The sequence below is a fragment of the Leifsonia sp. KNZ13-11D genome (assembly GCF_056754895.1).
Genome location: NZ_JBPGWU010000001.1, coordinates 3,778,772 through 3,793,518 on the forward strand (window position 1 = coordinate 3,778,772; position 14,747 = coordinate 3,793,518).

General features: G+C 71.1%; 17 protein-coding genes. 12 read left to right on the forward strand and 5 right to left on the reverse strand.

What is annotated here, in order from left to right; translation table 11 throughout:
- Positions 1-40 precede the first annotated feature (40 nt).
- The gene (locus ACR9Y5_RS18580; protein WP_481299355.1) at positions 41-1,231 is read right to left on the reverse strand and encodes an ROK family transcriptional regulator; all 1,191 of its coding nucleotides are present in this window, start codon (positions 1,229-1,231) and stop codon (positions 41-43) included.
- Between the two features lie 288 nt (positions 1,232-1,519).
- On the opposite strand from ACR9Y5_RS18580, the gene ACR9Y5_RS18585 reads away from it, so the two are divergent.
- The 7 genes from ACR9Y5_RS18585 to ACR9Y5_RS18615 all read left to right on the forward strand — a co-directional run bounded on the left by ACR9Y5_RS18585 (position 1,520) and on the right by ACR9Y5_RS18615 (position 6,559).
- A complete protein-coding gene (locus ACR9Y5_RS18585) occupies positions 1,520-2,335 on the forward strand; it encodes a shikimate 5-dehydrogenase (protein ID WP_481299356.1) in 816 nt (271 codons plus the stop codon).
- Positions 2,336-2,393: 58 nt separating this feature from the next.
- On the forward strand, positions 2,394-2,636 hold the full coding sequence (locus ACR9Y5_RS18590) for a DUF6458 family protein (RefSeq protein ID WP_481299357.1): 243 nt from the start codon (positions 2,394-2,396) through the stop codon (positions 2,634-2,636).
- A gap of 22 nt (positions 2,637-2,658) precedes the next feature.
- Positions 2,659-3,096 carry a MarR family winged helix-turn-helix transcriptional regulator gene (locus ACR9Y5_RS18595; RefSeq protein ID WP_481299358.1) on the forward strand — a complete coding sequence of 146 codons (438 nt, stop codon included), beginning with the start codon at positions 2,659-2,661 and terminating at the stop codon, positions 3,094-3,096.
- Positions 3,097-3,148: 52 nt separating this feature from the next.
- Entirely contained in the window at positions 3,149-3,547 is a 399-nt protein-coding gene (locus ACR9Y5_RS18600) for a MerR family transcriptional regulator (protein WP_481299359.1), read from the forward strand.
- A 133-nt stretch (positions 3,548-3,680) separates the two neighbouring features.
- Positions 3,681-3,938: a hypothetical protein gene (locus tag ACR9Y5_RS18605; protein WP_481299360.1), complete on the forward strand. Its 258-nt coding sequence runs from the start codon at positions 3,681-3,683 to the stop codon at positions 3,936-3,938.
- 41 nt (positions 3,939-3,979) lie between these two features.
- Positions 3,980-4,537 carry a dihydrofolate reductase family protein gene (locus tag ACR9Y5_RS18610; protein WP_481299361.1) on the forward strand — a complete coding sequence of 186 codons (558 nt, stop codon included), beginning with the start codon at positions 3,980-3,982 and terminating at the stop codon, positions 4,535-4,537.
- A 90-nt stretch (positions 4,538-4,627) separates the two neighbouring features.
- Positions 4,628-6,559 carry a PKD domain-containing protein gene (locus ACR9Y5_RS18615; protein ID WP_481299362.1) on the forward strand — a complete coding sequence of 644 codons (1,932 nt, stop codon included), beginning with the start codon at positions 4,628-4,630 and terminating at the stop codon, positions 6,557-6,559.
- Here the strand turns inward: ACR9Y5_RS18615 and ACR9Y5_RS18620 are convergent.
- Positions 6,549-7,487, reverse strand: a complete 939-nt coding sequence (locus ACR9Y5_RS18620; RefSeq protein WP_481299363.1) for a hypothetical protein — start codon at positions 7,485-7,487, stop codon at positions 6,549-6,551. The genes ACR9Y5_RS18615 and ACR9Y5_RS18620 overlap by 11 nt on opposite strands.
- Before the next feature lie 174 nt (positions 7,488-7,661).
- Here ACR9Y5_RS18620 and ACR9Y5_RS18625 point away from each other — a divergent pair, with 174 nt between their 5' ends.
- The 3 genes from ACR9Y5_RS18625 to ACR9Y5_RS18635 are packed head-to-tail and all read left to right on the forward strand — an operon-like array spanning position 7,662 to position 9,513.
- A complete protein-coding gene (locus ACR9Y5_RS18625) occupies positions 7,662-8,525 on the forward strand; it encodes a hypothetical protein (RefSeq protein ID WP_481299364.1) in 864 nt (287 codons plus the stop codon).
- Positions 8,522-8,938, forward strand: a complete 417-nt coding sequence (locus tag ACR9Y5_RS18630; protein WP_481299365.1) for a phage holin family protein — start codon at positions 8,522-8,524, stop codon at positions 8,936-8,938. Before ACR9Y5_RS18625 ends, ACR9Y5_RS18630 begins: the two co-directional genes overlap by 4 nt.
- Positions 8,935-9,513, forward strand: a complete 579-nt coding sequence (locus ACR9Y5_RS18635; protein ID WP_481299366.1) for a DUF3618 domain-containing protein — start codon at positions 8,935-8,937, stop codon at positions 9,511-9,513. The genes ACR9Y5_RS18630 and ACR9Y5_RS18635 overlap by 4 nt, the downstream gene beginning before the upstream one ends.
- A gap of 248 nt (positions 9,514-9,761) precedes the next feature.
- On the opposite strand, the gene ACR9Y5_RS18640 is transcribed toward ACR9Y5_RS18635, so the two are convergent.
- From ACR9Y5_RS18640 to ACR9Y5_RS18650, 3 genes are all read right to left on the reverse strand, one after another.
- Complete coding sequence (locus ACR9Y5_RS18640) at positions 9,762-11,081, reverse strand: sensor domain-containing protein (protein WP_481299367.1); 1,320 nt, start codon at positions 11,079-11,081, stop codon at positions 9,762-9,764.
- 53 nt (positions 11,082-11,134) lie between these two features.
- Positions 11,135-11,896 carry an EAL domain-containing protein gene (locus ACR9Y5_RS18645; RefSeq protein WP_481299368.1) on the reverse strand — a complete coding sequence of 254 codons (762 nt, stop codon included), beginning with the start codon at positions 11,894-11,896 and terminating at the stop codon, positions 11,135-11,137.
- Positions 11,897-11,965: 69 nt separating this feature from the next.
- On the reverse strand, positions 11,966-12,658 hold the full coding sequence (locus ACR9Y5_RS18650; RefSeq protein WP_481299369.1) for a hypothetical protein: 693 nt from the start codon (positions 12,656-12,658) through the stop codon (positions 11,966-11,968).
- Between the two features lie 142 nt (positions 12,659-12,800).
- Here ACR9Y5_RS18650 and ACR9Y5_RS18655 point away from each other — a divergent pair, with 142 nt between their 5' ends.
- Both ACR9Y5_RS18655 and ACR9Y5_RS18660 read left to right on the forward strand, forming a co-directional pair.
- Positions 12,801-14,189, forward strand: coding sequence for a ferredoxin reductase family protein (locus tag ACR9Y5_RS18655; protein ID WP_481299370.1), 1,389 nt, complete (start codon positions 12,801-12,803; stop codon positions 14,187-14,189).
- Positions 14,186-14,734 (forward strand): FMN-binding protein, encoded by a 549-nt coding sequence (locus tag ACR9Y5_RS18660; RefSeq protein WP_481299371.1) that lies wholly within the window; start codon positions 14,186-14,188, stop codon positions 14,732-14,734. Before ACR9Y5_RS18655 ends, ACR9Y5_RS18660 begins: the two co-directional genes overlap by 4 nt.
- Positions 14,735-14,747: the final 13 nt, after the last annotated feature.

The window sequence follows — 14,747 nt, forward strand, 5'->3', positions numbered from 1 at the left end:
ACAACGATGCGATAACGGCTCACCCCTTGCCGATAGCGGCTCACTCGTTGCCGGCGAGCGCTCCCTGGATCACGATCGCGGCCGCGCCGAGCGACTCCGCGCGGTCGCCCAGCGACGAGACGCGGACGCTGGTCGTCCCGGCGATGATGGGCAGCGCGTTGTGCTGGATGCCGTGCCGGATCGGGTCGAGCAGCGCATCCCCCAGCCCGACGAGCGGGCCGCCGATGAGCACGAGCTCCGGGTTGATGACGTTGGCGATGTTGCCGATGGCCTGCCCGATCGCCGTGCCGGCGTCGCTCACCACGCGCAGCACGGCAGGGTCCTTGGCCAGCCCACGGCGCAGGATGTCCGCCGTGGTGACGACGGTGCCCGTCCCGCGACCCAGCGAATCCAGCATCACGCTGGTGGATGCGATGGTCTCCAGGCAGCCGCGATTGCCGCACCGGCAGATCACGCCGTGCTCGGCGACCGGCGTGTGACCGAGCTCGCCGGTGATCCCGAGGAAGCCGTAGTAGGGCTGGCCGTTCAGGATGAGCCCGGCGCCGATCCCCGTGCCGATCTTGACGAAGATGATGTTGCGCTCTCCGCGGTTCGCGCCCCAGGTCACCTCGGCGAGCGCGCCGAGGTTCGCGTCGTTGTCGACGACGACCGGGAAGCCGAACACATCCTCCAGTTCGCGCCGCGTGATCCCCACCCACTCGGGCAGGATGGCGCCCTGCAGCACGGTGCCGGTGCGCCGGTCGATCGGCCCAGGGATGCCGACGCCGACCGCCAGTACCGACTCGCGGTCGTGGCCGCCCTCGACGAGCATCCGGTCGAGCAGCCCGGAGGCCTCTTTCACGGCGCCGAGCACGTCGTACCCGGGCTCGAGCGCCACCTGCTCCTCGGCGATCACGTCGTAGCCGAGGGTGGCGAGCACGATCCGCACGTGCCGCCGGCCGAAGTCCACCCCGACGGCGACGTCGCCGGTGTCCGTCAGCTGCACGAGCAGCGCCCTGCGGCCGCTCGAGGTCACCGGGCTGGTCGCGACGACGCCCTTCGACGCCATGTCCCGGACGATGTTGGACACGGTGGCGGTGGACAGGCCGGTCCCGCGCGCCAGCTCAGCCTGGGTGGACGGTCCGTTGGCCAGGAGGAACTCGACGAGCCGTTCCTGGTTGAGATGCCTCAGTGCGCCCTGCGACCCGGGATTGCGTGCGCCACGTGGGATCAGCCCCTGAGTGGCGGTCATGACGATAAGCGTGAATGATCGAGCGGTTGGAGTCAAGCTGTGAACACAACAGTCCAGCCCACACTCGGGTGACACGAGGGTTCGGAAAGCCCGTCTGGCCGCAATGCCCCGGAATCCGTTCGCTCGCACAGGCACTGATCCCGACGCACGATCACGCGGGTCCGCTGTTTCACCGCGCTTGTCCGTCCGGCATGGGGGACCGACCCCCGCGCGCCGATCCGGCAGCAGATGCGGTCAACCGCCCCCCTCGATCTCAGACACCCACGATTCTGCTGGGATGATGGAGCCATGCCCATCCTGAACAAGGACATGCAGGTCTGCATCTCGCTGGCCGGCCGCCCCAGCAATATCGGCACGCGCTTCCACAACTTCCTGTACGACGAGCTCGGGCTGAACTTCGTCTACAAGGCGTTCACGACCGCCGACCTGGAGGGCGCCGTGCGCGGCATCCGGGCGCTCGACATCCGCGGCTGCTCGGTCTCCATGCCGTTCAAGGAGGCGATCATCCCGCTGGTCGACAACCTGGAGCCGTCCGCCGTCGCCATCGAGTCCGTGAACACCGTGGTCAACGAGGACGGGCTGCTCACGGCATCCAACACCGACTACGAGGCCGTCGCACAACTTCTCGCCGAGCATCGCGTCGACCCCGCACAGCGGGTCCTGGTCCGCGGCTCCGGCGGGATGGCGAAGGCCGTGGTCGCCGCCTTCCGCGGCGCCGGCTTCGACGACCTCACCGTGCTCGCTCGCAACACCGAGGCCGGCCCGGCTCTGGCGGAGCGCTACGGGTACACCTGGGTGGAAGAGGACCCGGAGCCCGACTTCGATGTGATCGTCAACGTCACACCGCTCGGGATGCGCGGTGACTCGGAGTCCGTCCTCGCCTTCGAGCGGCCGTTCATCGAGCGTGCCTCCGCCGTCTTCGACGTCGTCGCGTTCCCGTCCGAGACGCCGCTGGTCACGGCGGCGCGCGCGGCGGGTACGGCGGTCATCACAGGGGCCGAGGTGATCGCGCTGCAGGCGGCGCGGCAGTTCGAGCGCTACACCGGCGTCGCTCTGACACCGGAGCAGGTCGCCCGCGCGTCGGTGTTCTCGCGAGCGGAGTGATGCGGAACGCTGCGTCCGGGGAGTAGCTTGAGCCCACTGACGTGAAGGAGCGTGACGCATGGGCATCGGAAGCGGCATCTTCATCTTCGTCGTCGGGCTCATCCTCGCCTTCGCCCTGCAGGTCGAGGTCAGCTGGATCGACCTGAAGACGACCGGATACATCCTGATGGGCGCGGGGCTGGTGGTCTTCGTCATCTCCCTCGCGTTCGCGCTGCGGCGCCGACCGCGGACCACGATCCGGCGCGAGAGCATCGACCCCGCCACGGGCGAGAGGGTCGAGCGACGCACCGATGAGTACTGAGTCGCCCCCCTACACTGGTCGGATGCCAGACGACGTCCTCGCCCTCGAGAACCAGGTGTGCTTCGGCCTGGCGGTTGCGGCCCGGAGCGTCATCGCCCTCTACCGGCCGGTGCTCGAACCGCTGTCGCTCACGCATCCGCAGTACCTCGTGATGCTCGCGCTGTGGGAGCAGGAACCGCGGTCCGTCAAGAACCTGAGCGACACGCTCGCACTGGAGCCGGCGACACTCTCGCCGCTGCTCAAGCGCCTGGAGGCGACGGGCTACATCGAGCGGCGCCGCAGCACGGCGGACGAGCGCGCGCTCGAAGTGCGCCTCACCGGGCGCGGGCGGGCACTGCGTGCGGAGGCGGAGCAGATCCCGCCGCGGATCGTCGAGCGGCTCGGACTTCCGATCGCAGAGCTGGAGAACCTGCGCGAGAGCCTCCAGGCGATCATCGCGGCGGCAGCGCGCACCCCGTAGCAGCTGTACCCTGCCCCTCGGGTCAGGGTCTACGCTGACCCCGGAGGACGACATGCGCATCAGCGAACTGGCCGAACGGGCCGGGGTGACGGTGAAGGCCGTCCGCTACTACGAGCGACTCGGCCTGGTGGCCCCCACGCGGCTGAGCAACGGCTACCGCGAGTACGGCGACGAGCACCTGCGCGCCGTGCGTGAGATCCGGGAACTCGCGGCGACGGGCATCCCGCCCGGAAGGGCGCGCCCGTTCATCGAGTGCCTCGGGTCCGGTCACGCGCACAGCGACGAGTGCCCGGCATCCCGCGACGCCTACCGCGACGGTCTCGCCGAACTCGACAGCGCGATCGCCCAGCTGGAGCGGCGCCGCGAACTGCTGGCCCGGCGGCTCGCCGGGGCCGAGCACCGCATCCCCGAGCCGGAGCACGGCTGCGGCTGCACCGTCCCCATGCCCTGACCGGCCTCACGGATCATCCCCAGGGATGACCCATCCCCCACCTGCGGTCGATGCCCGCCCGCGGCGCCCGCGGTTGACTCGGAACGTCGGCTCGGAGCGGGGGCTCCCGAGCCGGACGCGAAGGGGGAGACCGATGACGACGCTGGGCCACGGACTGCGAACCGCACCGACGCTCGGAACGCCGTCGGAACCGGTGCGGCGGCGGGCGCGGGGGCTGCTCGCCGCCGTCACCGGCAACGCGTATCTGCAGTTCACGCTCACGCTGCTGCTGGTGGCCGTCGGCGTGGCACTCCTCGCCGTCGGCATCGGGCTCGTCCTCGACGTCGCCGTGCCGTGGGTCTTCGGTGACGAGCTGCGTGCGCTGAAGGTCCTGTTCCCGCAGCTCGGCTGAACCCTGGCCGAGCACCCGGCCCGCCCTTTAGAGTCCCGGGCATGGGACGCCTCCTCTACTCCGCCATCGCCTCCGTCGACGGCTACACCGCCGACGCTGCCGGCTCGTTCGCGTGGGCCGCGCCGGACCGGGAGGTGCACGCCTTCGCGAACACTCTGGAACGGGGGGTCGGCACCGTCCTCTACGGGCGCCGGATGTACGAGACGATGCGCGTGTGGCAGGACATGCCGGGGGCGGAGGGCGATCCCGTGACGGCCGAGTTCGCTGCGGCGTGGCGGGACTCGGACAAGATCGTCTATTCGGCGAGCCTTCCCGAGGCGGTCACTCCGCGCACCCGGCTGGAGCGGAGCTTCGACCCGGATGCCGTGCGCGCGCTGATCCGGGCGACCGGAGGGGACGTCTCGATCGGCGGTCCGACGCTCGCCGCCCGGGCCTTCGCCGCCGGCCTCGTCGATGAGGTGTGGCTCATGCTCGTGCCCGTGGCCGTGGGCGGCGGCACGCCCGCGCTTCCGCTGGGCCAGCGGCTCGCGCTGGAGCTCCGCGACGAGCGCCGGTTCGGCAACGGCACGGTGGCCCTGCACTACGCCGTACGAAACTGAGGAGACCTCGACTTCTACTCCCACCACGCGGGCGCGGAGCGCTACCCTGTGCGCGAAGGCCCGTGACGAAGCGGGCCGGGGAGTGCCCGCATGACCAAGCACAGGATCCTCGCAGCGGCTGCACTGACGGCAGCAATCGCCGCTCTCGCATTAGCCTCGCCGCAGGCCGTCCAGGGCATCGCGCCCGGCGCGACCAGCGTGCACTTCACGGCCGCCGGCGACTACACGTCGTCCGCCGCCGCGGCGAGCGTCCTGCAGGGCGTCAAGAACATCGCCCCCGACCTCAACCTCGCCCTCGGCGACCTCTCCTACGCGGCAGCCGGCCAGGAGCAGGCGTGGTGCGACTTCGTCACCCAGAACGTCGGGGCGGGCTTCCCGTTCGAGCTGGTGTCCGGCAATCACGAGAGCAGCGGCCAGAACGGCAACATCAACGACTTCTCCGCCTGCCTGCCGAATCAGCTGCCGGGCGTCGTGGGAACATACGGACGCCAGTACTACGTCGACGTGCCGCAGGGTGCGCCGCTGGTGCGCTTCATCATGATCTCGCCCGGCCTCCCGTTCTCGGACGGCACATGGACGTACGCGGCCGGAACGTCGCATTACACGTGGACCCAGAACGCGATCGACGGAGCGCGTACGGCGGGCGTGCCCTGGGTCGTCGTGGGGATGCACAAGCCGTGCCTCTCGCTGGGCCAGTACACGTGCGAGCCGGGCGCGGACATCCTGAACCTGCTCGTGTCGAAGAAGGTGGACCTGGTGCTCACCGGGCACGAGCACCTGTATCAGCGCACCAAGCAACTGGCGACCGGACCGAACTGCCCGTCCATCACACCGGGCACCTACTCCGCCGGCTGCGTCGCCGACCCGGACAACACGCTCGTCAAGGGCTCGGGGACGGTCTTCGCCACCGTGGGAACGGGAGGCAACAACAACTACAACGTGCAGCCGGGTGACAGCGAGGCCGGTTACTTCGCCTCGTCCTACGGCAACTCGGCGGCTCCCGTCTACGGATCCCTCGACGTCACGGCGACCGCGACCCAGCTGAACGCCTCCTTCGCGCGCGCCGCCGGGGCGAACTACACGGACAGCTTCGTCATCGGGCCGCCCGTCGCCGGCAACCAGCCGCCGAACGCCGCCTTCGTCTCGTCCTGCACGGACCTCACCTGCTCGTTCGACGGGACCGGGTCCTCGGATCCGGACGGGACGATCGCCACGTACGCCTGGGACTACGGCGACGGCGCCTCCGGGACCGGGGGGACCGCGACGCACGCGTACGCCGCAGCGGGCACCTACACGCCCCGGCTCACCGTGACGGACGACGGCGGCTCCGCGACGTCGACCACACGGACCATCACGGTGACCGCTCCTCCGCCGCCGCCGGACACCCTGGCCGCCGATCCGTTCGAGCGCTCGGTGACGAACGGGTGGGGGACCGCCCCGACGGGCGGCGCCTGGACGGTGCCCAGCCCGACCTCGGTGTACTCGGTGGCCAACGGCACCGGCCGCATCCAGTTGCCGGCGGCCGGCGGCGGCACGGCTCGGCTCCAGGGCGTGAGCGCGACCGGGATCGACCTCCGGATGGCCGTCACGCTCGACAAGCTTCCCTCGACGGGCAACGTCTATGTGACCATTCAGGGGCGCCGGATCGCCACCGCCGGGGCGTACGCGTCCAAGGTGATCGTGTCCTCCGTGGGCAAGGTGACCATCCAGATCGTGCGCGTCGACCAGAACAGCGGGAACGACGTCGTGATCCAGTCGTCCGTGGCCGCACCGTTCACCTACGCGGCCGGCACGCGGCTCGACATCCGCGTGCGGACGACCGGAACGTCACCGACTCTGGTGGAGACGAAGACCTGGCCGGACGGGACACCGGAGCCGAGCGCCTGGCAGCGGTCCGCGAGCGACAGCACCGCCGCCCTCCAGGGTGCGGGCGGGATCGCCGTCACGGGCTATCTGTCCGGCGCCGTCGCGAACGCGCCGGTGACCATGAGCGTCGACGACCTCCTCGCGGTCAAGCCCTGACGTCATCCCACCAGCGCAGCACCCGGAGCGCACGCAGGGTGAGCCACCGGCTGGGGAAGCCCTCCATCTCGAACTCGACGATGACCGACCCCTCGTGGTGGTTCTCGAGCACCCAGCGACCCTCGGCGTCCGGCTTCGACCGGACGAGCTCCGCCGCCTCGGCCAGGCGCGGATCGCGCCGGTCCTGGAGCCGGAAGTGCTCCAGCCCCCGTAATACGTCGTGATACCAGCGGACCGGGTACGAGAGCATCGTCATCCGGGGATCCGGGACACTCCCGTCGGAGCGGCGGCGGAACAGCCCGCGCTCCAGCAGGTACTCCTCGCCGGCGGTGGCGGCCTCCTCCACACGCGGGTCGGAGCCGCCCGCGCGCTGCCAGGCGCGCAGTCCCTCGACGGTGCAGATGGTGGAGTGGAAGGACGAGACCCGCGCGCCGTACTCCGCCCAGCAGTTCCAGCCGCCGTCGTCCAGCCGGGAACCGACCAGGGTCCCGGCGATCCGGTCGCCGCTCTCACCGAAGTACGTGGCGATGGTGAGCGCGACACCGTTGATGCACGGTTCGGTCTCGCCGTCGAAGTACGGCTCGCCGGCGTGCTCCCAGCGAACATTCTCGCGGACCCGGGCGACGGCACGCCGGGCCTCGGGACTCGTCGGGTCGACGCCGAGGTCCACCAGCTGCTGGAGAGTGAAGTGCGTCGCGCTCCACGCATCGAACCCGTCCCGTTCCGGAGGGATCCAGCCGGGCCGGTAGGTCCCGCCGTCCCACAGTCCGTCGTCCGCCTGCTCGGCCAGCAGCGCCGCGCCCCAGCCCTCCGTCGCCACGCGGGCGCGTTCGGCCGAGACCTGTGCGGCGGGCGCGTCCGTGAGGGCATCCAGCACCTGCCAGCGGATGGCCGGATCCGAATCGAGAAGCCAGTCGACGACATCCATGCGGCACACCGTAGCCCCGCGACGCGCCCGCGCGCACCCGCCCGCGCGGGTACCCCCCGAGAGAGGGCCGTGTCAATCGCTGGACCCGCCTCCACCAGGTGTCTTCAGTGGGCGGCACACACCCATCCGGGACACCACCCATCCGGGCACATCCACCGAAAGGAAACGGCAGTCATGACCATGTCAGACGACCAGTCCGCGGACACCCCGATCTTCGACAGCAGGCGCGAGACACTGGAGCCCGAGGCCGGACTCCCCGAGTCGGTACTGCCCGGCGGCGCAGCCGGCGCAGGCGGCACGACGATCAGCGGCACGTCCACAAGCGGAACCACAGGCGGCAGCACCGCGACCGGAGGCGGCCAGAGCGGCGTCCGCGAAGAAGCGGGGCGCGTCGCAGGCTCCGCGGCGCAGGCCGGCAAGGACGTCGCCGGCACCGCCAAGGAGCAGGCGAAGAACGTCGCCGACGAGGCGAAGTCGCAGGCGAAGGACCTGTACCGCCAGACCCAGCGCGAGCTGCGCGACCAGGCAGCCCAGCAGCAGGAGCGCGTGGCGAGCGGCCTGCGCTCCGTCGGCGACGAGCTGGACCAGATGGCCTCGTCCTCCCAGCAGGGCGGCGTCGCCAGCGACCTGGTCCGGCAGGCCGCGCAGCGGACCCACTCCATCGCCGGCTGGCTCGAGCAGCGCGACCCCGGTTCGCTTCTCAACGAGGTGAAGTCGTACGCGCGACGCAACCCAGGCACCTTCATCGCCGCGGCGGCCATCGCGGGAGCCCTGGTAGGACGCCTGACCCGCGCCCTGGCGAGCGGTGGGGACGACTCCGCCGACGACCGGAGCAGCTCCGGCTCGACCACGGCAGGCTACACCGGCACGACCGGATACACTGGCACGACCGGTTACACCGACGCGACCGCGTACACCGGCGCGAGCACGACCGGCATGAGCGGCACCGGGACCATGGCCGGCGGCGACCTGTACGACGACGGCGTCACCGACCAGCCCGAGCTTCCGGGCGCCGGCCACACCGGGGGCCGGGCATGACCGACCCGACCAGCCCCGCGGAGGAGCGCGCAGCGAACAGTTCGCTGGGCGAGCTCCTCGGAGAGGTCAGTCGCGACCTCTCCACGCTGATCCGCCAGGAGATGGAGCTCGCCAAGGCCGAGATCCGGCAGACCGCCACACGCGCCGGGAAGGGCGCCGGGCTGCTGGGCGGCGCCGGCTATGCCGGACTGATGGCGGTGTTCTTCCTGTCGATCGCCCTCTGGTGGGCGCTCGGCTACCTGGTCGGCAACGCCTGGTCCGCGGTGATCGTCGCCGTGATCTGGGCGATCGTCGCGCTCGTCCTGTACCTGGTCGGGCGCAAGCAGCTGGAGACCGTGAAAGGGGCACCGCAGACCGTCGAGACGGTCAAGGAGATCCCCCCGACCCTGAAACCGAACGGAGAGAACCGATGAGTGACGACCCCGACGCCATCCGCGCCGACATCGAGGCCACGCGCCGCAACCTGAGCGGAGACGTGGACGCACTGGCCGACAAGGTCACCCCCAGCAAGATCGCCCAGCGGCAGACGCGCAAGGTGAAGGGCGCCTGGCACTCCATCAGCGAGCGTGTGATGGGTTCCGCCGACGACCTCACCAGCAGCGCCCGCGACGGCGTCTCGGACGCCGGCAGCGCCGTCGCCGACGCCGGCCGGACGGTCGTCGACAAGGCGCAGGGCAACCCGCTCGCCGTCGGCCTCATCGCCTTCGGCGTCGGCGCCCTCGTCGCCTCCCTCATCCCGGCGAGCAGCAAGGAGAAGGAACTCGCATCGTCGGCGAAGGATGCGGCCCAGCCCCTGTTGCAGGAGGCGGCCGACGTCGGCAAGCAGGTCGCGAACGACCTCAAGGAGCCGGCCCAGCAGGCCGTCCAGTCGGTGAAGGAGACCGCGCAGGAGGGAGTGTCCACCGTCAAGGAGGAGGCCACCGACCGCGCGAGCGACGTCGCCGACGACGCCAAGCAGTCGCAGCAGCGGCTGCAGTCCGACCAGTAGGAACTCCTTCCCGCGCGGCGGGCGGCCTCCGGGCCGGCCGCCGCGCCTCTTAACCCGCGGTGCACCGAGAGGATCCGCCCTCGTCTCGCTCCTCGGCGTCGTGGGGCAGGGACGCTCCGCCGCGAACGCTTTGATGGCGATCATCCGGCTGCCGCCGCGGGACACGCGTCTCAGCGAGAAGTCGGCGCAGAAGGAGGGGCGCTCATCGACGAGGCCCGGGAGGTCCGGGAGGACGCCGACTGACCGCGTCAGTCGGTCGAGCTGCCGACCACGCGGTTGCCGCCCGCGTTCTTCGCCGAGTACATGGCGTGGTCGGCCTCACGGATGAGCCGGTCCGGGTTCCAGCCCGGGTCGGTCGTCCGGGCGATCGACAGCCCGATGCTCGCGCTGATCGGGAAGCCCTCCGGCAGGTCGGCGAAAGGCAGGCCGATGGCGAGCCGGATGCGGTCGGCGACGTCCTCCGCCGAAGCGACCTCCGGCACCTCGCAGACGACGACGAACTCGTCCCCGCCGTAGCGGGCCACCAGGTCCTCCTGGCGCACCACCTCCTGCAGGCGTCGTCCGACCTCCCGCAGCAGGAGGTCGCCGACGTGATGGCCGAGGCTGTCGTTCACGCGCTTGAAGCCGTCGAGGTCGATGAAGAGCGTCGCGACGAGGGCGGCCGTGGCCGGGCCGTACTCGAGCAGCTGCGTCTCCAGCCGGCGGCGGTTCGGCAGCCCGGTCGTCTCGTCGTGCATCGCCGCGTGCTCCAGCTGTCGTTGCAGGCGAAGGGTGGTGATGGCCTGCGCGGCCTGGCCGGCGAGCGCGTCCGCCAGCGGAGCGGCCTCCGAGTCGAAATGCCGCGGGTGCAGGAAGAAGGCCACGAAGACGCCGAACAGCAGATCGTCGTGCTGGATGGGCGCCACGAGCACCGCGTGCACGCCGGCGCTCCGCATCGCGGCGCCGAGCACCGGCGTCACCTCGTCGGCGGCCGCCGCGCCGCTCACCGCGAGAACCTTCCGCAGGCCGGAGGCCTGGGTGACCAGCGTCTCGGCCTGGGGCATCCCGTGGAGCGGGTTGCTGCCGGACGCCTGCACGAACCCGCCCCGCTCATCCCGGAGGAAGACCGCGGACTGCTCCGCCTGGTAGGCCTTCGCAACGGTCGAGGCCAGGATGTCGACCAGTTCCTGCTCGGTGGTCGCCGCGGAGAACGCGATCGAGGAGTCGATGATGAGTTCCAGCCGGTTGCGCGTGCGCTCCTGGAGCGCCTGCGACCGCATCAGCTCGCGCTCGCGCTCGGCACGGTCGGTTGCGTCCACCAGCACGAGGACGGCACCCTCGCCGGAGTCCTGCCGGCCGACGATCACCGGGCGGTACGAGCCGTCGCGATGGGAGAGGCGCACCATGCCCTCGGACCGTCCGCCGACCCCCGCGAAACGCTGCCGGACGGACTCGAAAGGCCGGCCCGCGAGTTCGGTGAGGGGAATGCCGGTCCACTCGGCGAACACGTCGTTCGCCTCGACGATCCGGCCCTCCGCATCCAGCCGCACGATGGCGCAGGGCAGGTCGTCCGCAGAAATGGGGCGCACCGCTCGTCTCCTTCGATTGGCTGAGCCGCCGTCCGGCGGATCACTGAACAAATTTAGCCTACGAATGATTGCAGCCAGTCGGCGAAACGATCCGGATCGGACGGACGCGCGATGAAGTAGCCCTGCCCGCGGTCGCACCCCGCGGAGCGCACGGCGGCCAGCTGCTCGGCGGTCTCGATGCCCTCCGCGACCACGCGCATGCCGCCCGTCTTCGCCAGGGCGACCGCGTCGGCGACCGCCGCCCAGTCGGCGCCCGCGATGAGGCTGCGGTCGAGCTTGAGCTCCTGGGCGTGCACGGCGAGCGCACGCTCGATCGAGGAGTGGCCGGAGCCGAAGTCGTCGATCGAGACCGTGACACCCCACTTCTGGATGATGTCCAGCCGACCGGTCACCGCGCTGTAATCGGCGATCCGCTCGGCCTCCGTGACCTCGACGATGAGGTCCGCCGGAGCGAGTCCGGAATCCGCGAGCTGACGCTCGAGCTCGTCGAAGAAGCGGTCGGTCTCGAGCTGCAGCGGCGAGACGTTCACGGCGACCGCGAGGTCGTAGCCGCGCTCACGCCACTCCCGGCCGATGCGGCAGCACTCCCGCAGGGCGAACAGCCCGAGGTCGTGGATGACGCCGCTCGCCTCGGCGAGCGCGACGAACTCCGCCGGCGGCACCGGTCCGCGCGTGGGGTGCGTCCACCGGCACAACCCCTCGACCGCCACGACGTCGCCGGAGTCGAGGTCGATCTGCGGCTGAACGTGCACCTGGAGCTGATGGGCGGCGATCGCGCGGGCGAGCTCCCGCGCATCCAGCTCAGTCGTCGCCACCCGCACCTCCTCTTCGGCCGTCCTCGCCACAGTGCCCGCACCGGGGCCGCCTGTCAACGGGAGCGGCGGTCACGCCTCGTGACCGCCGGGCCCGAACCCGGATTGCGGGAAGTCCGCGTCCACGTCGCCGGTCGGGTCCTCCTGCCGCAGGGTCGCGGCGATACTGGGCCCGGCGCCGACCGGCGAGAACGCCACGAGACCGCCGCGGACGCTCGACTGGTACGTCGTCATCACGCCGTCGACGGGAAGGTCGATCTCGGCCGGCGGGCGCCCGTCGGCGAAGGGCACGGCGCGCTGCGTCGTCGAGCCGTCCCCCTCCACGAACTCGGCGAGGCCGAAGGTGAGGCCGCCGCGGTCGAACGTCACGCGGACCAGCAGGAACGTGCGCAGCGCGTCGTCGTCGAGCTGATCCAGTTCGTCGACCAGGGCCCGCAGCTCGGCCGTCGTGCCGAGCCGCGGTCCCGCATCCCGCACATCGCCGGCCCACGCGCGCACGTGAGCCGCCAGCGCGTCGAGGGCCGCGTCGTACGATTCCGGGGACGAGCCCTGGATGCCGAACTCGCCCCACTCGGCGACGTACCGGTCGTTCTCGTCGTCGTGCTCCACGGGCACCGTGATGCGCGGATCCGACGTCTTGTACGCCTCCCACGCTTCCAGCTCCTCCGGCGTGAACAGCTCGCGCAGCTGCCGCACCGCGTCCTCGTCGTCCGGCTCGGCCGCCGACGCGAGGATGGCCCGCTCGAAGAACGCGTTGTCGTCCACGGGCGTCTCCTTCCGACGCCCCCAGCATCCCAGCTGCGTCGCGCGGGGTGAAGGGCCCGTCAGGGCAAGCCCATAAGGAGCCCCCAGCGTCCGCACAGCGCGCGTAAGAATCCCGAAAGAATGGGCCGCCATTCTGGAAGACATGGATCACCCGTCGACCGCCGCGGCACCGTTCCCGCAGGCGACCTTGCGGCCCCGGCCCCGCTCGCACGGCGGGTCGCGGGCCGGCGCGCGCACGGTCCGCGCGGCGCTCGCCCTCGGCGTCGTCATCGTGCTCGGGATGTGGTGGGTCACCGTCCCCGCCGGTTTCTCGGCCACTCCCGCCAACGCCCTCACGTCGTTCGGCGAGCTGGCGGGGATGGTCGGAGGCTTCCTGGTCTGCGCGCAGGTGCTGCTGATCGCCCGGGTTCCGTGGTTCGAGAGGGCGGTCGGTCTGGACAAGCTCGTCTCCTGGCACCGCTCGCTCGGCGCATCCGTGCTCTTCCTCATCGTCGTGCACGTGCTGTTCCTGGTCTTCGGCGGCGAGCTCACCGACCAGAACCCGCCGTGGACGGAGTTCGTCAGCATCCTGCAGGACTACCCGGACATGCTGACGGCCCTGATCGGCACGATCGCGTTCCTGGTCGTCGGCCTGAGCAGCGCGCGGCTGATCCGGACGAAGCTGTCGTACGAGGTCTGGTACTGGCTGCACGTCACCACCTACGTCTCGATATTCCTCACGTTCTTGCACCAGTTGAGCGGCGGCGCCCACTTCGTTGCGCAGCCCGTCAACCGCATCCTGTGGATCGCGCTCTACCTCGGCACCGCCGCCGCCGTGCTGACGTGGCGGTTCATCCTGCCGACCGTGGATGCGTGGAACGGGCGGATGCGGGTGGCCGCGGTCGTCCCCGAGAGCGAGGGCGTGAACAGCGTCTGGCTGACCGGACCGCGCGTGGAGCAGCTGGGCGTCCGCGCCGGCAACTTCCTGCTCTTCCGCTTCCTCAGCCGCGGCCACCTCGGGTCCGCGCACCCGTACTCCGTGTCGGCCGTCCCGGCCGGCGGCTACCTGCGGATCACGGTCGGGGCGATCGGCGACCACACCACGCGCCTGCCGGCGCTCAGGCCAGGTTCGCTGGTCTTCGCCGAGGGACCGTTCGGCCGGTTCACGGCCGACCGGGCGAGCCGTGGACGCGTCCTCCTCATCGCCGGCGGCGCCGGGATCGGGCCGATCCGCGCACTCGCGGAGGAGCTGGTGCGCCGGGGCGCGCAGCCGGTCGTCCTCTACCGGGCCCGGACGGCGCGGCACCTGGCACTGCTCGGCGAACTGCAGGCGATGCCCGGCGTCACCGTCATCCCGCTGGTCGGCCGGCGCTCCGAGCTCGGCTACGACCCGCTCGACGTCGAGCCGCTCCGCCACCTCATCCCGGACCTCCACGACTGGGAGGCCTTCATCTGCGGCCCCGAGGGGATGGGCGAACGGGCCGAATCGTCCCTCCGCGCGCTCCGGATGCCGAAGCGCTTCATCCACCGAGAAGAACTGAGCATGTCATGAGCAGCACCTCCTGGCGGGGGACCATCCTCTTCACCACCATCCTCGTCGTCATGGGCGCGACCGTCGGTCTGAAGCTCTACGGGATCGGCGAGGACGTGACCACCTCCGCCGCCGCGTCCACCGCCACATCGAGCACCGCCGGCTCGAGCGGGAGCACGAGTGGCGGCGCCACCGGGAGCCCCGGCGGCACGTCCGGGTCGTCCGGGTCGCCCGGGTCGTCCGGCACCGCCTCCAGCGCCCCGTCGCCGACACCGAGCCCCACGCAGCCCTCCTCGACCACGGTCGTCACGGGTGCAGCGGTGGACACTCCCTACGGTGCTGTGCAGGTGAAGGTCACCTTCTCCGGCAGCACGATCACGGCCGTCGACACCATCCAGTCACCCGACCGCGACGGCCGGGACGTCGAGATCAACGAGCAGGCGCTGCCGATCCTCCAGCAGGAGGTGCTGTCATCGCAGTCCGCGAAGGTCGACACCGTCTCGGGAGCGACCTACACCTCCGAGGGCTACATCCAGTCGGTCCAGTCGGCGATCGATCGGCGGTGAGGTTCCGGGAGAC